The organism is Verticiella alkaliphila, assembly GCF_018904615.1.
Taxonomy (GTDB): domain Bacteria; phylum Pseudomonadota; class Gammaproteobacteria; order Burkholderiales; family Burkholderiaceae_B; genus Verticiella; species Verticiella alkaliphila.
Map to the genome: position 1 here is coordinate 13,998 of NZ_JADCNH010000028.1, position 21,448 is coordinate 35,445.

Consider the following 21,448-nt stretch of genomic DNA (forward strand, 5'->3'; position numbering starts at 1 on the left):
TCCCCGCCTGCCTCACGCCTTGCATCCATGACGGACACTGACACCCCCGGTCAGAACGGCTATTCCTTCTCCGACCAGGTCGGCCACCTGCTGCGACGCGTCTATCAACGTCACACGTCGCTCTTTCAGCAATACATCCCGGATTCGCAACTCACGGCGGCACAGTTCGTCGTGCTCTGTACGCTGCGCGATCACGACGGCAGTTCGCTCGTGGACATCGTCAAGGCCACCGTGATCGACCAGGCCACCATCCGCGGCGTGGTCGATCGGCTCAAGCAGCGTGAGCTCGTGCACATCGGGCACGATCCGACGGACCGGCGCAAGGTGGTGGTGAGCCTGACGGCATTGGGCCGCGATCTGGTCGAGCGCATGGAGCCCCATGCCCGCCAGATCACGGAAAGCACGCTTGGCCGGCTGAATCCCGCCGAGCGCCTGGCGCTCGATTTTCTCTTGCGCAAGATGCTGGAGACCGACGAGACCGAGTGAGGTCTCGTCGGTGGCAGCGCACATGGCGCGCGCTGCCCGACGTCAGCGACGCCGCATCAATCCAGCGCGCGATTGCGCGATTCGACGTCCACCGCCCAGATGGCGACGGCACCGGCCACGAGCATGGCCGAGAGCACGCCCAGCGCCAGCGTGAAGTGCGTGGTCATGATGGGTGCGATGATGGCCGGCGCAAAGAGACCACCGAAGCGGGCCATGGCGCCTGCCGTGCCCATGCCGCTTGCGCGCAGCGCTGTCGGATACACCTCCGGCGTGAAGGCGTACAGCGCACCCCACGTACCCAGCAGCGAGAAGCTCATGAGCAGGGTGGAGCCTACGACGATCACCGGATCCGTGCCGAGGCTGTACAGCATGCAGCCCACGGCGCTCAGGAGCAGGAAGCCGATCAGCGTGGGCTTGCGGCCCCACTTCTCCACCCCGTAGGCCGACAGCGCAAAGCCCGGCAACTGCACCAACGCGAGGATCACGAGGAATTCCTGGCCGCGCATGAAGGCAAAGCCTTCGGTGGACAGACGCACCGGCAGATACACGAACACGCCGTAGTAGGCGATCGAGATCAGCGCCCATGCCAGGAAGAGCGAGATGCTGCGTCGTCGCATCTCGGGTGAGAACAAGGCGAAGATCGACTTGCGCTCCTGCGGCTCGGCCTGCAGCTGCGGGATCGTGATGTTGTTTCCGTTGACCTTGGCCACCCGCTGCAAGACCTGGTGCGCCTGATCGGACTTGCCGTTGCGATTCAGGTAGAGCGGCGACTCCGGGATATAGAAGCGCAGCACCACGCCGACGAGGGCCGGCAGGCCGGTCACGAAGAAGATGAGGCGCCAGGCATCATCGCCCCAGGACACGGCGTACAACGCAAGCAGCGCGAGGAAGATCGTGCCGATGGCCCAGAAGGACTCGAGCAGCACGAGCCAGCGGCCGCGACGCTGAGCCGGCAGGAACTCGGCCATCATCGTGTAATCCACGGGCAGCGTGCCGCCCACCCCGACGCCGGTCAGAAAGCGCAGGAAGAGCAGCCACGCGAAATCCGGCGCGAACGCCGAGGCCACACCAGCGCAGGCGTCGATGATGACCGCGATCATCAGCACGGGCCGGCGCCCGATGCGGTCGGCCAGGCGGCCGAAGAAGAACGCGCCGATCAGCATGCCGACGAAGAACAGCGTGCCCGTCTGCAAGGCTTCGGGCACCGTGATGCCGAACGTCTTGGCGATGGAAGGTGCGCTGAAGCCGATCGACAGCACCTGCATGGCATCGGCCAGCCACACCAGGCCGAAGATCACGAACAGCCGGTATTGGAACTTGCCGACGCCTGCGGTCTGCAGGCCTTGTTCCACCGAGATGAATGTAGATGCCACCTGAGAACTCCTTGATGAAGACATCGCAACGGGGTTGGTTGGGGCGCCCCTGAGGGCAACCTGAGAAAGGTTTCTTCTGTCCGGCCTGACCCGCGCATGCCGAACGATGACACAACAACGCCCCTCGCACCCGCCGCGGGGCGGAACGATCTGTGGCAAAACCGAGAGGCGTGACGGTACGGCTAGGGAACGGGGTCGTGCAGGACCGGGCGCGCAGCGCGCACCGCGGTGGGCAGATCGGACCACGCCGGCGAGCCGGGCGCGAAACGCGCCCTCAGGTAGCCCGCGAGATCGGTGAGTTGCGTGTCGTCCAAGCTGTCGGCAAAGCCCGGCATGTAGCCCAGCGCGTCGTCAGCCGGGTTCTGGATGCCATGCAGGATCACCTGCAGCAGATTGTCTGGCGTGTCGGCATGCAGGTTGGTGTTGAACCCCAGCATGGGTTTCACGCCGAAGAGCGTCGGGCCGCTGCCGGCCTCGTGGCACACGGCGCAGGCGTTCTGATAGATGCGCTCGCCATTGGCGTGCGTGGCGAAGACGCGAGCCTCACGCGGCTGCGGGTTGGCCAGTGAGGAAGACTCGGACGACATGCGAGACGCTGAGGTCGGCGCGACGGGCTGGGGGACGACGTGAGCGGCCGGCGGCGCCGACGTGACCGGGCCCGTGCGCGACGCCGGCGATTCCGCATCGCCAGGCAGCACCTGCGGCGCCTGCCCGGGCAACGCCGTGAGATACGTCACCATGGCGTGGATATCGCTGTCGGGCAGCTCGGCCAAGCCCTGGATGACAGGTGCCATGGGGCCCGCCGCCACGCCGTGACGAGATGCATGGCCGGTACGCAGGTACTGGAAGAGCTCGTCGCGGGTCCAGGGGAGCGCGCCGGTGCCCAGCACATTGAGCGCGGGCGCCTGCCAGCCTTCGGCTTCGCCACCGGCCAGGTAATGCAGGCCCTTCTTCTCCGCACCCAGACTGTTGCGTGGCGAGTGGCACGCGGCGCAATGCCCCGCCCCTTCCACCAGATAGGCGCCGCGATTCCACGCGATGCTGCGGCCCGGGTCCGGCGAGAACGGCGTGGCGTCATGAAAGAGAAGATTCCAGCCGGCAATGGCCGGACGCAGACTGTACGGAAACGCGAGCCGCGTTTCCGGCGCCTTGGCCGACACGGCCGGCTGCGTCATCAGGTAGGCATAGAGCGACTGGATGTCCGCGTCGCTCAGCTTGGCGAAGGCTGTGTACGGGAATGCCGGATAGAGCTGGCGGCCGTCCTGGTGGATGCCCTGGCGCATGGCGCGTTCGAACGCGGCATACGACCAGCGCCCGATGCCCGTCTCCGCATCCGGTGTGATGTTCGTGGAGTAGATCGTGCCGAATGGGGTTTCCAGGGCGAAACCGCCCGCATTGGGCTTGCCGCCCGGCGCGGTGTGGCAGGCGACGCAATCGCCCGCCGCGGCCACCAGCCGGCCCCGTTCGATGGCCTGATCCGAATAGAGCGAGACGTCCGGACCGGCGGTGAGCGGGATGGCGGGCTTGGCCGGCCAGGCCATCACGGCCAGACCGGCCAGACCGGCGGCCCCGGCCGTGGCCCAGCGCCAGGCACGGCGCAGGCCCGGCGGCACGGCCTCGCTGTCGCCCTGCCCCAGGGCCCGACGCAACTGCGCCACATCGAACGGCGCCTCGCGCAAACGCACGCCGGTGGCATCGTGGATGGCGTTGGCGATGGCCGCGGCCGCGGGCAAGGTCAGCACGCCATCGAGCGCGAGCCGGCCCTGATTGACCACGGCGTGATCCGGCGCATGAGGCGCCACAGACCGCGCCGCGTCGTGCAGCGGCGTCGGTCGGGCCGCGCGCCAGTCATCGAACGCTGTGTCCGTGCCCAGCAGCCGCTGGGCGCCCTGCATCAACCAGGGCTCGTCATGCACGATCTGCCCATGCACCGGGGCAGCCTGCGCCGGCTGCAGACGCTCGCTGTCGTGGCCGGCCACCACGCGCGTCACGTCGATGTGCCCCGTCTGCGGATGCACCGCCACTTCGGCCACCCACGCGCTCCACACGGTGCCGGGCTGACCGTCGTCATCGTGATGGGCGAGATGGGCCGTGGCCAGCCCGACACCGCGCAGTCGGCCATCCGGCAGACGGCGATCCTCGGCACCTGCAGACGCCCAAGGCGCCTGTTGCACAACCTGCGTGGCCAGTGCACGCGCTTTGCCCTGCAAGGCCGCCAAGCGCGCGGCGATGGGGTCGTTGCCCGCGGCGACGGCGGCATCGCACCACTGGCTCTCCTGCGCGAAGACCTGCGCCGCGTCCAGATCCTGTGGGCCGGCATCGGACAACAGGTGCACTCCGGACGTCCCGCTGACCGCATCCGCAGGCAGCACCCGAGCGCCGGCGACGGGCCCGGCTGCGTGGGGGAGGGTGAGGAGTCTTGCCAGGCTCGGCCGGACTGCCCAGACACCGTCCGTCTGCCACTGGCGTGCGAGTGCGCTTGCCGGCGTGTGCGTGCTTGAAGCGGCAGGTGCGCCGCCCCCGGCACCTGGCGTTGCGCGCGGCGCCGACGATGCCAGCGGAACACCGACACGCGTGCCATCCATGCCCTCAGGGCCGGGTTGGGCTGCACCCGCGCTGGCGGGCGCATCGGACACCGCGTGCAGCCGGACGCGCGTGCTGGCCACCGCACGCAGGGCCACCTGCACGGGCCGTCCCGCGGCACGCGAGAGCAGCGCGGCACTCGCCGCCGCATCCACCAGGCGCATGGCGGCAGGCGCATGGCCCTCGCCACCATCCCTCTCATGGAGCTCGACCCTGCCCTCCGGCAGGGCCAGCAACGCCGACAGTTCCTGTCGGATCAGGGCTGGCGCGTCCGGATGGCCTGCTGGCAGCCACACTGCCACGCGGCCCGGCACGCACCAGGCGGTGACCGCGCCCTCACCCGTCGTGGGCATCACCTGCCAGGTGTAGTCCGCATCGGTCACGGCGGGTGCGATCGCACGCGACGCACGGCCCGACGACTGCCAGACGGGTGCCAGCGCATCCAGCGCCTGGCGCGCATGCAACGCGCTCACAGCGACCACGCCAGCGAAATGCTGCTCGCGCACCACCGCAGCCACGCCCGGCATGGCCCGCGCGGCGTCGAGTGTCACGCTCACCAGCGTGCTGCCTGCATAGCGTTGACCATCCCAGGCCAGGACGGGCGGCACCAGCACGGCACCGTGCAGCGCATGGGACGGCTGCTCGAGCGCCTGTCCAGCCGTGCGGGAGAGCGGGTGTACGCCGTCGCTCATGGCGCCCTCTCGTCGGCGTGCGTCTTGGCGTGTAGCGTGACCGCGCGATGCGCGGCCTGCAGGATCTCGACGTGCGTGCCACACCGGCAGAGATTGTGATGCAGCTCGCTGCGCAGCGCCGCGTCCGTGGGCTGCGGATTGCGCCGCAACAGGGCTTCGACGGTCATGATCATGCCGTTGAGGCAGTAGCCACACTGAGCCGCCTGGCACTCGATGAAGGCCTGTTGCGTGGGGCCCGGGCAGGTCCGCGTCCCCAGCCCTTCCAGCGTGGTCACCTCGCGCTGCTGCACGGCCCGCACCGGAATCACGCACGAACGCGCCGCGACGCCATCGATCAGCACCGTGCAGGCGCCGCACTCACCCAGCCCGCAACCGTACTTCGGGCCGTTGAGCATGAGATCGTTGCGCAGCACGTGCAGCAACGCCGTCTGCGGCGGCACGGCCACGACATGCTCATCACCGTTCACCCGCAGGCGCAGCGGCGCGTCGGTAGCGTGTGAATCGGGATGGGTTTGCATGGCAGGCTCGGCAAATGGCGGGAGTGGCAGCTCGCGGGCGAGAGGCTCGGCAGTCGCCCGCGCGGGGTCAGACGGCGGCCTTGATCTTCGGATCCACGAGCGGCACATTGAACACGTCGTACCCAAAGCACCAGGCCGGATCTTCGTTCGTGCGCAGCCAGGTGTTGTCGTGCGAGATGCGCTGCACCTTGCTCGCGCGCTCGGCACGGTTGGCTTCATACAAGGCGAAGGCCAGCTCGTGATTGTGCACGCCCACTTCCTTGAAGCAACGGGCGAGCATGGCGCCGTCCTCGATGGCCATCGCCGCGCCCTGCGCCATGTGCGGCTTCATCGGGTGGCAGGCGTCGCCCAGCAGCACCAGACGGCCGCGGCTCCACAGCGGCAGCGGGTCACGCTCGAGCAGCGACCACTTCGTCACCTCCACCGTGGCGTCGATCAGCGCCTGCACCGTGGGGTGCCAGCCCCGGAAGGCCTCGCGCATCTCTTCCTGGCTCGAGGGCAGCCAGCGATCGTTCAAGTCCCACTCCTCCACGGGCACGCCGGTGACATAGTAGAGCTCGTCGGCCTTGCTCGTGACGAAATAGGTCATGAGGTGGCGATCGTCCGTCCACCACTTCACGCAGGGCTCGAAAGGCAGCATCCCCGCCTTGACCTCGGGCGTGGGGAACACCGCGCGGTGCGCGAGGTAGCCTGCGTACTTGGGGGGCTCCGGCCCAAGCAGCTCATCGCGGATGCGCGAATTCACGCCGTCGGCACCGATCACGATGTCAGCTTCCTCGGACGTGCCGTCGGCGAAGTGCATCACCACCACGTCGCCGCGGTCCTCGACCCGGGTGAGATGCTTGTCGTAGGCCACGACGCCGCTCGGCAGCGCCTCGATCAGCAGGGCATGGAAGTCGCCCCGGTGCACGGTCAGGTAGGAGGCACCATAGGTCTTCACCGCATAGTCGCCCAGCGGGATCTGCGCCAGGATGTCGCCCGTCTCGCCGTGGCGGCTGTGCCAGAAATCGGGCCGCGAGCCCTGGGCGTCGAGCGCCTCTTCGATGCCGATGCGGCGCAGGATCTTCATCACGTTGGGGCCGACGTGAATGCCGGCGCCCAGCCGCGAAAAGCCGGGCGACTGCTCGTAGACGCGCACGTCGTAGCCCTCCTGGAGCAGCAGCTTGGCGGTGGCTGCGCCACCCAGGCCGGCACCGACGACGGCGATACGCGGGGATTTGGACACGAGATTCTCCTTGCAGGATGGTTGAGAGACCAATGGATCGCTGTCGCGCCACGCACCTCTCTTGACGTTGCAAAAGCAGGAATCGCGCCAACTTTGGCGGCAGCTATTTACAGTGTATACGCTCTATTTTCCATTTGACTAGAGCACACCATCATGGTGCAGTGCCGCACGAGAATCACGATTTCAGTGCATTTACCGCACGTTTTTGGGCGTAAATCCGAGTTTGCCAATTGGCCAACTCTTTGCAAGAATAGAACGTACACGCTTTTAATTCATGTAGCGAAAACCCTAATCACAGACCCGGAGGAAGGGCCATGACCCGCACCTATCGCATCGGCCAGATCGTGCCGAGCTCGAACACCACGATGGAGACCGAAGTGCCCGCCATGCTGCAGGCCCACTCGGTGCTGCGCCCGGAAGACCGCTTCACGTTTCACTCGGCCCGCATGCGCATGAAGACGGTGCAGAAGGACGAGCTGGCCGCCATGGATGCGGAATCCGATCGCTGCGCGCTGGAGCTCTCCGATGCGCGCGTGGACGTGCTGGGCTACGCTTGCCTGGTCGCGATCATGGCCATGGGCAACGGCTATCACCGCGTCTCGCAGGCGCGCCTGACCGAGCGCACCGCCGGCAATGGCGCCAGCGCCCCCGTCATCACCAGCGCGGGCGCGCTCGTCGAGGCCTTGAAGGTGATGGGCGCGAAGAAGATCGCGCTGGTTGCGCCCTACATGATCCCGCTCACCCAGCTCGTCATGGACTACATCGCCGCCGAAGGCTTCGAGATCGTGGACTGGCGCGCGCTCGAAATCCCGGACAATCTGGAGGTCGGCCGTCACGACCCCGCCAAGCTGCCCGGCATCGTGGCCGACATGAACGTGGCCGACGCCGATGTCATCGTGCTCTCGGCCTGCGTGCAGATGCCCTCGCTCGCTGCCATCTCGCAGGTCGAGGCCCAGACAGGCAAGCCCGTGCTCACGGCATCGGTCGCCACGGTGTATGCCATCCTGAAGTCGCTGAACCTGGACCCGGTCGTGCCAGGCGCAGGCGCGCTGCTCTCTGGCGCCTACCCCTACGCCAAGGCCTGATCCCCACCGCGCGGCACCGGGCGGCCTCACGGGGCCACGGGCCGCCTCGACTGAGCCGCCGCCTCTCGCGTCGGCACGAGGAGTTCTGCATGACGTCTTCCAGCACCTTTCGCTACGGCGGCCAGGTCCACGCCAACGGCATCCGCCAGCACTATCTGCGCTATGGCGGCGCCGAGGGCGAGCGCGCGCAGCGTGACGCGGTCATCCTCATTCCGGGCATCACGAGCCCGGCCGTGACCTGGGGCTTCGTGGCCGAGCACTTGGGCCAGGCATTCGACACCTACGTCCTCGACGTGCGCGGCCGCGGGCTGTCCGCGAGCGGCCCCGGACTGGATTACGGCCTGGATGCGCAGGCTGCAGACGTCACGGCGTTTGCCCAGGCACTGGGCCTTGCCCGCTATGCCCTCGTCGGGCATTCGATGGGCGGACGCATTGCCGTGCGCGCGGCACGCAGCGCGCCCGCCGGCCTCACGCGGCTGGTCATCGTGGATCCGCCGGTATCCGGCCCTGGGCGCCGCGCCTATCCGGCCGCCCTGCCCTGGTACGTGGACTCGATCCGGCAGGCCACGATCGGCATGACGGCCGAGGACATGCGCCAGTTCTGCCCCACCTGGACCGAGGAACAGCGGCAGCTACGCGCCCAGTGGCTGCACACCTGCTTCGAACCTGCCATCGTGCAGAGCTTCGAGGACTTCGCGCGCGACGACATCCATGCCGATCTGCCCAAGATCACGCAACCGCTGCTGCTGATGACCGCCGAGCGCGGCGACGTGGTGCGCGATGAGGACGTGGCCGAGTGGCAGGGCCTCGCCCCGCAGACCACGCACGTGCGCGTGCCGAACGCGGGTCACATGATTCCGTGGGACAACGAAGCCGGCTTCTACGAAGCGTTCGGCGATTTTCTGGGCGCCCCCGTGCGCTGAGCGTCTTCATCCAACTCAGGAGCCACCATGTCCGTCAGCGACATCGATCTCATTCAGGCGTGGAAGCAGGTGCTCACGCTCTCGATGCTGGAGCGCGGCCAGATCGTCACCGTGCTCACCGGCGCGGATACCCACCCCCAGACGCTGCGCTGCGCCATCGCCGCAGCCAGCGACATGGGGGCGCGCGTGAACCGCCTGGACCTGCCCCCGGTGAACGCGGAGAAGTCGCTGAGCCGCGACTCGCTCGCGTATCTCGGCACGACGCCCCTCACCGGCAACCCGGCCGCCATTGCTGCCTTGAAGGCGAGCGACCTGGTGCTCGACCTCATGACCCTGCTCTTCTCGCCGGAGCAGCACGACATTCTGTCGAGCGGCACGAAGATCCTGCTGGCGGTCGAGCCGCCCGAGGTCCTGTGCCGTCTCGTGCCCACCGAGGCCGATCGCGCCCGGGTGCTCGCGGCGGCTCAACGCATCGAGGCCGCGCACGAGTTCCGCGTCACGTCCAAGGCGGGCACGGACCTGCGCTGCCGCATTGGCGAATTCCCCGCGATCTCGGAGTATGGCTTCGTCGACCAGCCGGGCCGGTGGGACCACTGGCCCAGCGGCTTCGTGCTCACCTGGCCCGACGAAGGCCACAGCCAGGGCCAGGTGGTGCTGGACCGCGGCGACATCCTGCTGCCACTGAAGGACTACGTGACGGACCCCATCACGCTCACCATCGAGAACGGCTACGTGCGCCGCATCCAGGGCGGCCTGCAGGCGGACATCCTGAAGGAGTACATGGCCGCCTATGAGGATCCAGAGGCCTACGCCGTGTCGCACATTGGCTGGGGCTTGCAGCCGCGGGCGCACTGGTCCATGCTCGCCCACTACAACAAGGAGACGCACATCGGCATGGATGCGCGCGCCTTCGAGGGCAATTTCCTGTGGTCCATGGGGCCGAACAACGAAGCCGGTGGCAGCCGCACCACGGCCTGCCACATCGACATTCCGATGCGCCATTGCACCGTCACGCTCGATGGCGAGGCCACCGTCATCGACGGCGTGGTGCAGGATGCATCGGGCCTGGCCCGCGCCCAGCGTCGCCCGGAGGGACTATGAACGACACTACCCAGCACATCCCCACTGAGGGTGCGCAAGGCGACATCTCGGCTTATGCCCGTCAGGGCTTCGGCACGCCGCTGCCCTTGAAGCCGCCCTTTGGCCTGCTCATCATCGATTTCGTGAACGGCTTTGCCGATCCGGCCGTGTTCGGTGGTGGCAACATTCCCGAAGCCATTGCGCAGACACGCGAACTGCTGGCCCACGCCCGCGCCCAGGGCTGGCCGGTGGCCCACAGCCGCATCGTCTTCTCTGACGACGATGCCGACAGCAACGTCTTCTGCCTGAAGGTGCCAGGCATGCTCACGCTGAAGGAAGACAGCCCGGCCAGCGCCATCGTGCCGGAACTGGCCCCCGCCGCCGGCGAGTACGTGGTGCGCAAGAGCACGCCCTCGGCGTTCTTCGGCACCATGCTCGCGCCCTGGCTCGCGCAGCGCGGCGTGCAGACGCTGCTCGTGGCCGGTTGCGTCACCAGCGGCTGCGTGCGGGCGAGCGTGGTCGATGCCATGCAATCGGGCTTTCGGCCGCTGGTGGTGGAAGACTGCTGCGGCGATCGCGCGCTGGGACCGCACCAGGCCAATCTCTTCGACATGGCCCAGAAGTATGCTGCCGTCATGCCGATGGCAGACGCCATCGCGCAGACCCGCGCGCTCACGCCCTGAGCGGATCGACCCGGCCATTGTCATGACATTACCCCAGCCCGGCACCCTGCACGACAGACTGCTGCACCGCGCCGGCACGGTGCTGGTGATCCGCGAGCCGGTGGCCCCGCCCCGGCCCGCGCCGGGTCAGCCGGGCTCCGGCACGGATTACGTGCAGGCCACGCCCGAGGTCTTCGTGGCGCTGCTCGCACCCGCGCCGGGCGAACCGGCCGACGCCTGGCGGGTGATGGCGTTCAATGGCCACGTCGATCTCGGCACGGGCATTCGTACGGCGCTCGCGCAGATCGTGGCCGAGGAGCTGGACGTGCCGCTCGCGCGGCTCGACATGGTGTTGGGCCATACGGGTGCCGCGCCGAATCAGGGCCCGACCATCGCCAGCGCCAGTATCCAGATCTCTGCCGTGCCCCTGCGCCGCGCTGCGGCCCAGGCGCGTGAGCATCTGCTGGGGCTGGCCGTCCAGGCCTGGGGCGTGCCGCGCGACGCGTTGCAGGTGCGCGACGGCATCGTGCAGGCTGACGATGGCCGCACGCAGGACTACGGGACCCTGATCGGCATCGCCCACACGCGGCTTGCGCTTGCCGCGCCTGACGTCACCGTACCCCTCAAACCCGTGGCGGACTACCGCCTCGTCGGTCGCGGCGCGCCCCGCGTGGACATCCCCGCCAAGGCCACCGGCGAGCTGAGCTTCGTGCACGACGTCCGCGTGCCCGGCATGCGACACGGCCGAGTCGTGCGCCCGCCCCACCCCGGGCGCGACGGCGGCACCTTCATCGGCCGCTGTCTGATCGACGTGGACCGCAGCGCCGTCGCCCACCTGCCCGGCCGCGTCGATGTGGTCGTGCAGGGAGACTTCGTCGGCGTGGTCGCCGATCGCGAGGAGCAGGCCATCGCGGCGATGCGCGCCCTGCGCGTGCGCTGGCACCCTGTGCCGCCTGCGCCGGTGTTGGACGACGTGGCCGCCGCCATCGTGGCGCAGCCCGCGCGCGAACGCGTGTTGGTGGACGAACGCGACGACGACGCTGCCGAACAGCCTGCGGCCATCCGGCTGCAGCGTCGCTACGTGTGGCCCTACCAGATGCATGCCTCCATCGGCCCCTCGTGCGCCGTCGCGCAATACGACGACGGGCGCTTGACCGTCTGGACGGGCACGCAGAATCCGCACATGCTGCGCACGGACCTCGATCGCCTGCTGCACCTGGGCGAGGGCAACATCGACATCGTCCGGCTGGAAGCGGCCGGCTGCTATGGTCGCAACTGTGCCGACGATGTCTGTGCCGACGCGGCGCTCCTCGCCCAGGCGGTGGGCGCCCCCGTGCGCGTGCAGCTCACCCGCGAACAGGAGCACCAGTGGGAGCCTAAGGGCACCGGCCAGGTCATGGACGTGACCGCCACGGCCGACGCCGCCGGCGCCCTGCTCTCTTACGATTTCGCCGTGCGCTATCCCTCCAACGACGCTCCCCTGCTGGCCCTGCTGCTCACCGGCCAGGTCTCGGGCGAGCCGCGCACGCTGGAGATGGGTGACCGCACCGCCGTGCCGCCCTACGGCTATGCCAGCCAGCGCATCGTCTGTCACGACATGGCGCCGCTGGTGCGGGCATCCTGGCTGCGTGGCGTCTCGGCGCTGCCGAACTCCTTCGCGCACGACAGCATGATCGACGAGCTCGCGCACGCCGCAAGCGCCGATCCGGTGGCGTTTCGTCTGCGCCACCTGCGCGATGCGCGCGCCATCGCCCTGCTGGAGGCCACCGCCGCCCACGCGGGCTGGCGCGCCGGGCAGCCCGGCAGCCGCGGCGAATCCGGACCCGACGGGCTGCTGCGCGGGCGCGGGGTGGCCTATGCGCGCTACGTGCACAGCCGCTTTCCGGGCTTCGGCGCAGCCTGGGCCGCCTGGGTGATCGATCTCACGGTGGATCCGGTGAGCGGGCAGATCGTGGTCGAGCGCATCGTCGTCGGCCAGGACACGGGCATGATGGTCAACCCGGATGGCGTGCGCCACCAGATCCACGGCAACGTCGTACAGACGTTGAGCCGCGCGCTGCTCGAGCGCGTCGGTTTCGATGCTGGCGGCGTCACCAGCCGCGAATGGGGCACCTATCCGATCCTGGGCTTCAAAGCGGTGCCCCCCATCGAGGTGCTCCTGATGCCTCGCCAGGACGAGCCGCCGATGGGCGCTGGCGAATCCGCCTCCGTGCCCGGGCCTGCAGCCATCGCGAACGCCTTGTTCGATGCCACGGGGGTGCGCTTTCACGAAGCACCGTTCACGCCCGACGCGGTGCGCCGCACGCTGCAGGGCGCCAAGGCGCCCGCCATGCCAGCGTTCGAGTAAGCCAGCATCGAACAGGTGCCGAGACCCACGGGCTTGCCGTCGCCCGTCCGACGGGCTCTGGCTCAGCGCTCGGGCACGTAGATCATGCGCCCATCATCCAACCGGTACGTGACACCGGCGCGGGCGCCCTGCCCCTCGCCCATCTCGCCGCTCGATTCGTACTGCGTGAGCGTCTCGCCGTCCTTGACCGTGATCCGCATGTCCGCCTCGCCCGGGTTCTCCACCACGACCACGCGGTCGGCCGAGAACGGGTTGAGCGGGTTCTGCGCGATGACCACCATGAGGATGCCAATGATCACGAGAAACAGATCCACCAGGTTCACCACGGACAGCATCGGATCGGTGTCCTCCTCATCGAGGAAGCGGCTCACGGCGTGACTCCCAAAGCGCGCGCGCGTTCGCATTCGCGCAGATCCTGCAGCAGCCAGCGGCGGCGCACCGTCAGGATGACGAAGCTGATGCTGGCCGCCAAGAGCGACAGGATGACCGCCGAGAAGGCGGCCACCATGTTGCGGCCCACCGCCGCCCCATCCGCATTGCCCAGCGCCAGCAGCGCCGGCCCCATGGGAATCATGGTGGCGATGAGGCCCAGCATCGGCGCGGTGCGCGAGACCACGCGCAAGCCTTCCAGTCGGCGCAGGATCCACAGTTCCAGATCGTCGCTGGGTGCGATGCCGTTGGGATCCGTCGCCACGGCCCGCTGACGGGCCACCGCCAGCAAGGTGCGCGGATGCGTGCCGCGATGCCGCTGCCACGCCTCCACGCCGAAGCCGCCCAGCATGACGAGGGCATAGGCCAGTGCGGCGGCAATCGCCAGGAGCACGGGCGCCAGGAAGACGCGGGAGACGTCGTACAGCAGGATTTCGAGATCAGCGAACACAGTTCAACTCGGAAGGACAGAAAAGGGATGGCGGCGGCGTGCCGCGTGCGCCTGATGCAGGCCGCCTGCGAGCATCAGCATGGCCATGACGGCGAGCAGAAGTGCCGTGGAGGTGTCCTCGGCGACGGGTTCGGCGGCAACGGCTTCGAGCACCTGACCCTGCACAGTCTCGCGGGCAGCGGCGGGTGCCGGGGCTGTCTCAGACGGCGCAGTCGATGACGAATCGGACGACGTGTCGGACGTCGTGGCTTCGGGCGCGGCTGGCGTGGCAGGCGCCGGCGTGGCGTTCAAGCCGTAGCCCTGCGCCATGTCCGCGATGAACTGCCGGGTCAGTGCCGCGCCCGTGTCCACGCCATGCTCGCGTTCGAGCGCCTGCCAGCGTTGCGCCAGTGCTTGGCGGGTCTCATCGGCGGCATCCCAATACCCCTTGCGCATGGCTTCGGCCATCCGCTCCAGCACCTGCGCCTGGGCCGTCGGGTTGTGCGCCTCGAACCAGGCCGCAGTGCCCAGACCCCGAGTGTCGGCGACGTAGGTGTCGAAGAGGGCTTGCCACTGATCGTCGCGCACGGTGGTGGCATCCATCGCCTGCCAGCCGAAGAGATTGTTCGTGGCGGACAGCACCTCCAGCGTGCCGGCGTAGCCTTCGGCCTGCATGCCGGCGATCCACTGCGGATTGAGATAGCGCGTGCGCATCTCATCGGCCAGAAAGCGCGACAGCCCCGTCGTGCGCACGTCCGGCCGTCGCAGATCCGACACCAGCAGCTGCGGCGCCTTGCCGTCCACCACCTGCACCGCGGCGGACAGCCCGCCCAGGAACTCGAAGGGATGATCCGTGGACAGCACGCCATGCAGATTGGACGAGCGCGCCAGCACGGCTGCCTGGGTGCCGCGCAATTGCTCGGCGAAGACGTTCACGCGGGCATCGGCCACACCCCACGCCTCACGCCCATAGGCGTGGCGACTGCTCTGCAGGAACTGCTCGCCCAGGACCGCGTTGTCATCCCACTCGGTGGATCGCAGGGCAAGGTCGGGCACGCCCGTGCCATAGGCCCCCGGCGCCTGACCGAAGATCCGGTAGCCCGCGGCGGCACGCGCCGCACCGGCCGTCAGGCCCTTGGCGATGAAGGCGTCGGTCAGGCGCGCCGTGTTGGCGGCGATCGGATTGTCAGGCTCGTCCAGCGCCGCCAGCTCGGCCATGGCGGTGTCGAGCAGGCGCAGGAACCCGTCGAACTGATCGCGGTAGACACCCGTCACCTGCACGACGACGTCCGTGCGGGGACGGCCGAGCTCCGCTCGCGGGATGATGGCGAGTTCGGTGACGCGCCCGCCCGCGTCCCACACCGGACGCAGTCCGAGCGCGTGCAGGATCTGCGCTTCCGTGACGCCCAGGTGCCGGATGGTTTCGGACGACCACAGACTGAACGCGAGCTTGTCCGGCCAGTCGCCGTCATGCTCGGCACGGAAGGCCTGCACAAGCTGATCGTAGGCGATGGCGCCGGCGTCGTAAGCGGCCCGTGCCGGGATCTTGTCCGGCTCGAACGCGTAGAGATTGCGTCCGCTCGCCACGTCCGGATTGCGGATGGGATCACCGCCCGCGCCCGGGGGCACGAGCCGCCCGGCGAGCCCCGCGAGCAGGCTCTCCATCTCCTGGGTGTCGATGCGCCGCTGCGCGAGCATACGGGCGCGATCGGCGAAGGCCAATATCTCGGGCGGCAAGGGCGCCCCATCGGGCGCGCCGTCGATTCCTGCCAGCCCCGCGGCGTCGGGTGCGACCGTCGCGGCAACGGGCAGGTTGGCATCCCGCGCGCGATCGCCTTGAGCGGGCTGGTGCGCCAGCAATCGCTGCACGGCCACGATGCCAGGGTGGCGCGCGAGGGCATCCAGGCCATCCACCACCAGGGATTCTTCGTCCACCCCCAGAGCCTGGATGAAGTCGTCGCCCAGCTGCTGCATCACGGTGGCGGCACGATGCGCGGGCTCGGCCGGCTGACCCAGCGTGTGCAGACCGAGCGGCATGGCCGTGCGCGCCAGCTCGTGCAGGTGGTCGTGCAGGATCTGCACGGCTTCGGCGGGGCGTGCCCGTGCCTCCTCGACGTGCCAGCCCAGGTCGGCCCACATGCCGGCGTCATCGGCCAGCGCGAAAAGCCGGGTTGCGGCCTGCTCGCGCACGCCCCCCTCATCTGTCATTTGATACTCGTGGATGGCGTGATGGACGTCGCGCAGTGCGTCATAGAGTCCGGCAGGTGCGAAGGGCGGCGTCTGGTGGCTCACGGTCACGGCGCGACCTCGCCGGCGTGCCTGCAAGGCTTCGCCCACGTTGTCCTGGATGTAGGGGTAGAACACCGGGAGATCACCCACGGCAAGCCAGGGATAGTCGCTCGCGGCCAGCCCGCGGTCCTTGCCGGGCAGCCACTCCTGCGTCCCGTGCGTGCCCAGATGGATGAGCGCATCCGCCGCGTGCGCCTCGCGCAGGTACAGGTAGGCCGCAAAGTAAGCGTGATCCGGAGCCGCCTCGGTGTCGTGGTAGTGACCGTGGCCATGGGCCTCGCGGGGCATCTGCGGCATCACCACCCAGTGACCGAGCTGCCAGCGCGGAATGACGAACACACGTTCGCCAGCCACCTCGCGCACGAAGGGATGCGCATCCGGGCGGCCGCCGTGGCGCAACTGCGCCTGTCGTGCGGGCGGCAGGCTGGCCAACCAGCGTTCGTACGCGGCCACGGGGTAGGTACCCGCGAGGCCTTCTGCCAGGAGCTCCTCCAGCGGGACGGTGCCATAGACCCCGCCCAGCATGCGCTGGCCCGCGGCGATCACGTCGGCCTCCAGGACGCCTTGCCCGACGTCGTAGCCCGCGCCGGCCAGCGCGACCTGAAGGGACACGACGCTGCGCGGGATGTTCAGGTGTGACGCGCCCAGGTTCTTCTCGCCTGCCGGGTAATTCCAGAACATCAGGGCAATTCGCTTTCCCGCCGGCGGCGTGTGGCGCAGCGCCACCAGCCGCGTCAGCTTGGCCACCAGAGCATCCGTCTGCGCGGGCAGCAGGTCGTCGATACCGGCGGTCGCAGCGCTCAGCACGATGGGGTCGGTCACGCCCCAGGCCTCGGGGCCGGCGAGGAACACCGCCGTCGTACGCGCACCGATGCCGCTGACGGCTGCTGGCCAATCCACGGCGTCGCCTTCGCGGAACCCCAACGTCTGGATCACCGGAACGTCGAGCGCCCGGAAATCCGTCGCGCGCGCCGCGCCGTTCTGCAGGTGGGTCATGTTGACGAGCGCATCGAACTCAGCATCGGCGAGCGTGCCGGCGATGCCGCCCGCCTCACTGGCATCGAACCAGAACACGATGGGTTGCAGATCGGCGGCCTCCAGCCGACGCACCAGCGTATCCACCGGCCGCGTGAGCCCGTCCGACACGACGCCGGCATGCACGAGCAGCGCCACCCGGCCGCGATGGCCTCGTGCGCGGGCGTCCGACCACGCAAGGTACTCCGTCAGGCGGCCGAAGACGCGGGGCGCCTCGGGGTGGTAGAACCCGGTCGCCGGCAGGCGCTCGGCCGGTGCCAGGGCGTCCGCGGGCGGAGCCACCTGCGCGTGCCAGGCCCGCGCGAGCTGGAAGACGCGGCGAAAGCCGGCCTCGCCGCCCGCGGCATAGTGCGCCGCCAGCGGCCGTGCGATCACGGCATCGATGCCGGCAGCATCAGGCGGGCCGCCGCCCACGGTGACACGCGGCACGTCCGCTGCGCCAGCCGGCAGTGCCGCCAGCCTGCCCTGCACGGCGGCGCGGTCGTTCGGCCGTGGCACGTCCAGCAGGATCAGGTCTGCGGCGATGGCGGCATCGGCGAGCGCGTCCGGCGTGGCCCGCTCCACATCGAGGTGCGTCAGACGTACACCCTCTCGCTGCGCCAACGCCTGCCATTGTTGGAACTTTTCAGCGGAAACGAACCGGTTGTGCACGACCAGGAGGTCGACCTCGGCCAGCGCGACGGCGGGCCGCAGTGCCAGCCCCCACACGGCCAGCGCCCACGCGAGCCCCAGCACCCACCGATACCCCATGGCCTGCCATCCGGTGCCCATCAGAAGCGCGCCGTCAGGCCAGCGAAGTAGCGCCGGCCTTCGTCGGCGCGCGCGTAGACGCCCGCGTCGTCGTTGGCCAGTCGCCTGTCGGTCAGGTTCTCGACGCCCGCGTGCAGGCTGAGGTGCCGCGTCACGGCATAGTCCACGTAGGCATGCAGCAGCGTGTAGCCAGGACGATCGGATTCGGTGGCCGAGCGATACTGACTGCCGATGTATTCCACGCGTAGACGGGTGGTGAGGGGCGCGGTCGGCTTCCAGGCGAGCGTCGCATTGGCACGATGACGCGAGCGATCCGGCAGACGCGTATCGGTGGCCCGGTTGCGCGCGTCGAGCCAGGTGTAGTTGGCCTGCACGGACCACTGCGGCGAGAGTGTCAGCCCGCCCGTCAGCTCCAGCCCCTGCAAACGCGCCCGCGCCACGTTGTCGTAAGCGAGGCAGGTGCGGCCCGGCGCAAAGCAGGTCGGCTGGCGCACCGTCTCGATGAGGTTGCGTACATCGTTGTGAAAGGCGGTGGCGCCCAGCGACCATCGCTCGTTGGCGTACGCGGCGCCCAGCTCGAACGATTGGTTGGTCTCTGGCTGAAGTTCGGGATTGCCCCGGATCACCCCGCGCCCGCCCATGGCTGCCCAGGATTCGTACTCCGGGGAGAGCTGCTTGAGCGTGGGTGCCTTGAAGCCGCGGCCTGCGCCCGCGCGCAGGGTGAGTGCCTCGGTGGGCCGGTACAGCAGGTAGGCGCGCGGGCTGGCCTCCCAGCCGAAGTCCGCATGATGATCCATCCGCCCGCCCAGCACGAGCTCCCAGGCGTGGCTCAGTTGGATCTCGTCCTGCAGGAACATGGCGTAGTGGGTCTGCGCCTTCTTGCCAACGCGGTTGACCGTCGGGTCTTCCAGACTTTCGCGCCGCGTTTCGGCACCCAACGTGATGCGCTGGTGGCGCCCGGCGGCAAAGCCGCGCGGGCATCGAGCACGGTGTCGACGAAACGGTTGGGCCCGTTGGCATCGCCGCCGTCGCTGCGCCAGCTGTCACGCGACAGGGTGCTGCGATACGCCCGGACCTGCGTGTCGCCCCAATCCCACTCGCCCCGGTGCGACACCGCATAGCGCCGACGCTGCACGTCGGCACCGGCCTCGTAGTCCGTATTGCGCGCGCCCCCGCGCACCCCCGCCTGGTCTTCGCTGCCCGCGTCGGCCGACACGTCGATGCGCTGGCGGGTGTCTGGCGTCCAGGTCAGGCCGACGTGGCCGGTGCGTGCGCGTTGCGCATCGAGCGCGGTGAGCGTCGCATTGCCCGCGTCGCGCAGGGCATCGCGGCGACGGTACTCGCCCCACGCGTTGATGCCCAGGGTGCCCGGCACGAGCGGTCCGCCCACATAGAAGCTCGTCTTGGCCTGATCGCCGTCCAGGCCGTGGTCGTTGCGCAGGAGATAGGTGCTGGCCGAGCCCTGCCAGGTATCCGTGGCCGCCCGGGTGATCACATTGACCACGCCGCCCAGGGCCTCGGATCCATACAGCGAGGACATCGGGCCACGCACCACCTCGACGCGCTCGATCGCCTCGGTGGGCACCCAGCCCAGTTCGAAATCCGAGTGCGCGATGGCCGATGCCGAAGCGCTCACGCGTTGGCCATCGACCAACACCAGCGTGTGTTCCGGATCCATGCCGCGGATGGAGATGCCGCGGCGCCCGAGGCCCACGCTGCCGTCCAGATCGACCCCGACCGTGTCACCCACCGCATCGGCGAGATCCAGGACCGGACGCTGGCGCAGCGTCTCGCCATCGACCACGCTGACGCTGGCGGGGGCGTCGGCCACCTCGCGTTCACGGGTAGTCGCGGTGACGACCACGGGTGCGAGCATCTGCGGCGAGGATGCCACGGCGGTGCGATCGACGGGCGACAACGGGGTGGCGGCATGCGTGCCGGGAGACCACGCTGCGAAAAGGACGAGGCAGGGGGTGGCGAGGGCGCGGCGCGCAGTCATGGACAAATTCCCGATAGTGGTGGTGACACGTATCCGAACGTGTCACCGGCTGCGAAAGAGCGCGATGATATAACATTACATTTCTCGCACACAACCTGATCCGGGAAAATTCTCATCCAGGGGGATCGCGTGTGGCGATCCCCCGAACAGCACGCCTCAGCGCGCCGCGGCCCACTCCAGACGAGTGATGTCGTCGGTATCCTTGCCCTGCCCCGACTTGTCCACCACGAACACGTGACCCTTGCCATCGGCGATCAGGTGATTCGCCTTCAGCGCGTCGCCGAGGTTGGCAACGATCTTGCCGTCGCCGTCCACCACCGTGATAGTGCCGGCGGCGCGGCTCACCACGTATGCCAGCTTCTGGCTGGGTTCGTAGACCACGTTGAGCGCGCCGGAACCGACGGTCACGTCGTGCAGCACGTTGCCGCTCTTCAGATCGAGCACGACGAGGTTGTCGGAGCCCTGCGCAGCCACGTAGGCCTTGCCACCCTTGGCGTCGACGTCCAGCCCGATCGTGGAATCCGCCCCGGGCACCGGTATGCGTCGCACAACCTTGCCGGCCGGCCCGTCGATCACGGCGATCTCGGCGCCCGTCAGGCTGGACACGTACAGCGTGCCGCTGTCGGCATCCAGACTCAGGCTGGCGGGCGAGAAGACCTCCTTGCCGGCAGGCGGGAGGGCGATCGACGGCAGCGGCTCCAGCGTGCGCGCATCGAAGACTGCCACCGCAGCATCGCGAACGAGCGAGACGTAGGCGCGGCCGCGCTGCGCGTCGATGACGACATCGCGGGAATGTCTGGCAGAGCCCTTCTCGAACTGCTTCTTGAGCGACAGCGTCTTCAGATCGTAGACGGCCAAGGCATCCTGGCGTGTGTTCGTGACCCAGAGATTGCCGCGGGTCTCGTCCAGCCCGATGCCGTACGCACCCGCCGCACCCGCGTCTCCCGGCATCGTGGCCACCGTAACCTCGCGGCGGATCTTGAGCGTCTGCGGATCGATCTCCAGCAAACGGGAGCGTTCATTGGGCGGATAACCCGTGGCCGACGTCGCGTAGAGCGCGTTCTGCTGGGTACTGTAGGCCAACTGGTACAGGCCGGGCGCCACGGCGGCATCCGTGCGCCGCAGCCGCGGATTGTCCAGGAGCGGCACTACCTGCGACAGCTTGAGCGGCAGGACTTCGGCGTAGTACGGCGATTCGGTCGTCAGCACGATGGGATGCACGCCTGGCACGGCATCGGCGGGGATGGTCCAGGTGCCTGAGATGCGCCCTTGCGCATCGGCCGTGATCGGCGAGGGCAGCAAAGGGGTCAGGCCACGCGAGAACTGGATGCGCTGCCCGGGCTTGAAGCCCTCGCCGCCGATCTCGAGGGTGGCGCCCGGAACGCGTGCACCACCGCCCACCGCGTTGGCCCAGATCTGAGCGTTGTAATCGGTATCCGGCGCGTCGAACACTGGGCCGGGCGCGGCCGCGCCGGCGGCCGTGGCGGCCGTCAGGAGAATGGCGGCCAGCGCCGCTGTCGTGCTGCATCGTTGCATCATGTC

16 protein-coding genes are annotated in these 21,448 nt (G+C 68.9%); 6 read left to right on the forward strand and 10 right to left on the reverse strand.

Annotated elements, in window-relative coordinates:
* The first annotated feature begins 27 nt into the window (after positions 1–27).
* Positions 28–486, forward strand: a complete 459-nt coding sequence (locus tag IMZ29_RS16290) for a MarR family winged helix-turn-helix transcriptional regulator (protein ID WP_216186040.1) — start codon at positions 28–30, stop codon at positions 484–486.
* A 56-nt stretch (positions 487–542) separates the two neighbouring features.
* Here IMZ29_RS16290 and IMZ29_RS16295 read toward each other — a convergent pair whose 3' ends face one another.
* The 4 genes from IMZ29_RS16295 to IMZ29_RS16310 form a co-directional block, all read right to left on the reverse strand.
* On the reverse strand, positions 543–1,859 hold the full coding sequence (locus IMZ29_RS16295) for an MFS transporter (RefSeq protein ID WP_216186042.1): 1,317 nt from the start codon (positions 1,857–1,859) through the stop codon (positions 543–545).
* Positions 1,860–2,041: 182 nt separating this feature from the next.
* Entirely contained in the window at positions 2,042–5,134 is a 3,093-nt protein-coding gene (locus IMZ29_RS16300; RefSeq protein ID WP_216186044.1) for a c-type cytochrome, read from the reverse strand.
* Entirely contained in the window at positions 5,131–5,652 is a 522-nt protein-coding gene (locus IMZ29_RS16305; protein WP_216186046.1) for a (2Fe-2S)-binding protein, read from the reverse strand. The genes IMZ29_RS16300 and IMZ29_RS16305 overlap by 4 nt, the downstream gene beginning before the upstream one ends.
* Before the next feature lie 67 nt (positions 5,653–5,719).
* A complete protein-coding gene (locus IMZ29_RS16310; RefSeq protein WP_216186048.1) occupies positions 5,720–6,877 on the reverse strand; it encodes an FAD-dependent monooxygenase in 1,158 nt (385 codons plus the stop codon).
* Between the two features lie 314 nt (positions 6,878–7,191).
* Here IMZ29_RS16310 and IMZ29_RS16315 point away from each other — a divergent pair, with 314 nt between their 5' ends.
* The 5 genes from IMZ29_RS16315 (at position 7,192) to IMZ29_RS16335 (ending at position 12,974) form a co-directional block, all read left to right on the forward strand.
* Positions 7,192–7,962 carry a maleate cis-trans isomerase family protein gene (locus IMZ29_RS16315; protein WP_305852519.1) on the forward strand — a complete coding sequence of 257 codons (771 nt, stop codon included), beginning with the start codon at positions 7,192–7,194 and terminating at the stop codon, positions 7,960–7,962.
* A gap of 89 nt (positions 7,963–8,051) precedes the next feature.
* Positions 8,052–8,885 carry an alpha/beta fold hydrolase gene (locus tag IMZ29_RS16320; RefSeq protein ID WP_216186050.1) on the forward strand — a complete coding sequence of 278 codons (834 nt, stop codon included), beginning with the start codon at positions 8,052–8,054 and terminating at the stop codon, positions 8,883–8,885.
* A gap of 27 nt (positions 8,886–8,912) precedes the next feature.
* Positions 8,913–9,986 (forward strand): 2,5-dihydroxypyridine 5,6-dioxygenase NicX family protein, encoded by a 1,074-nt coding sequence (locus IMZ29_RS16325; protein WP_216186052.1) that lies wholly within the window; start codon positions 8,913–8,915, stop codon positions 9,984–9,986.
* Positions 9,983–10,648 (forward strand): N-carbamoylsarcosine amidohydrolase, encoded by a 666-nt coding sequence (locus IMZ29_RS16330; protein ID WP_216186054.1) that lies wholly within the window; start codon positions 9,983–9,985, stop codon positions 10,646–10,648. The genes IMZ29_RS16325 and IMZ29_RS16330 overlap by 4 nt, the downstream gene beginning before the upstream one ends.
* A gap of 22 nt (positions 10,649–10,670) precedes the next feature.
* Positions 10,671–12,974, forward strand: a complete 2,304-nt coding sequence (locus IMZ29_RS16335; RefSeq protein WP_216186056.1) for a xanthine dehydrogenase family protein molybdopterin-binding subunit — start codon at positions 10,671–10,673, stop codon at positions 12,972–12,974.
* Between the two features lie 62 nt (positions 12,975–13,036).
* Here IMZ29_RS16335 and IMZ29_RS16340 read toward each other — a convergent pair whose 3' ends face one another.
* The 6 genes from IMZ29_RS16340 to IMZ29_RS16365 all read right to left on the reverse strand — a co-directional run bounded on the left by IMZ29_RS16340 (position 13,037) and on the right by IMZ29_RS16365 (position 21,445).
* Positions 13,037–13,345 (reverse strand): DUF2149 domain-containing protein, encoded by a 309-nt coding sequence (locus IMZ29_RS16340; RefSeq protein ID WP_371820316.1) that lies wholly within the window; start codon positions 13,343–13,345, stop codon positions 13,037–13,039.
* Positions 13,342–13,854 carry a MotA/TolQ/ExbB proton channel family protein gene (locus tag IMZ29_RS16345; RefSeq protein WP_216186060.1) on the reverse strand — a complete coding sequence of 171 codons (513 nt, stop codon included), beginning with the start codon at positions 13,852–13,854 and terminating at the stop codon, positions 13,342–13,344. Before IMZ29_RS16345 ends, IMZ29_RS16340 begins: the two co-directional genes overlap by 4 nt.
* A gap of 3 nt (positions 13,855–13,857) precedes the next feature.
* Positions 13,858–17,928 (reverse strand): cobaltochelatase subunit CobN, encoded by a 4,071-nt coding sequence (gene cobN / locus IMZ29_RS16350; RefSeq protein ID WP_253207190.1) that lies wholly within the window; start codon positions 17,926–17,928, stop codon positions 13,858–13,860.
* Positions 17,928–18,764 (reverse strand): TonB-dependent receptor domain-containing protein, encoded by an 837-nt coding sequence (locus IMZ29_RS16355; protein ID WP_253207191.1) that lies wholly within the window; start codon positions 18,762–18,764, stop codon positions 17,928–17,930. Before IMZ29_RS16355 ends, cobN begins: the two co-directional genes overlap by 1 nt.
* Positions 18,737–19,906 carry a TonB-dependent receptor plug domain-containing protein gene (locus IMZ29_RS16360; protein ID WP_216186065.1) on the reverse strand — a complete coding sequence of 390 codons (1,170 nt, stop codon included), beginning with the start codon at positions 19,904–19,906 and terminating at the stop codon, positions 18,737–18,739. Before IMZ29_RS16360 ends, IMZ29_RS16355 begins: the two co-directional genes overlap by 28 nt.
* A gap of 156 nt (positions 19,907–20,062) precedes the next feature.
* Positions 20,063–21,445 carry a YncE family protein gene (locus IMZ29_RS16365; RefSeq protein WP_216186067.1) on the reverse strand — a complete coding sequence of 461 codons (1,383 nt, stop codon included), beginning with the start codon at positions 21,443–21,445 and terminating at the stop codon, positions 20,063–20,065.
* Between the last annotated feature and the right edge of the window lie 3 nt (positions 21,446–21,448).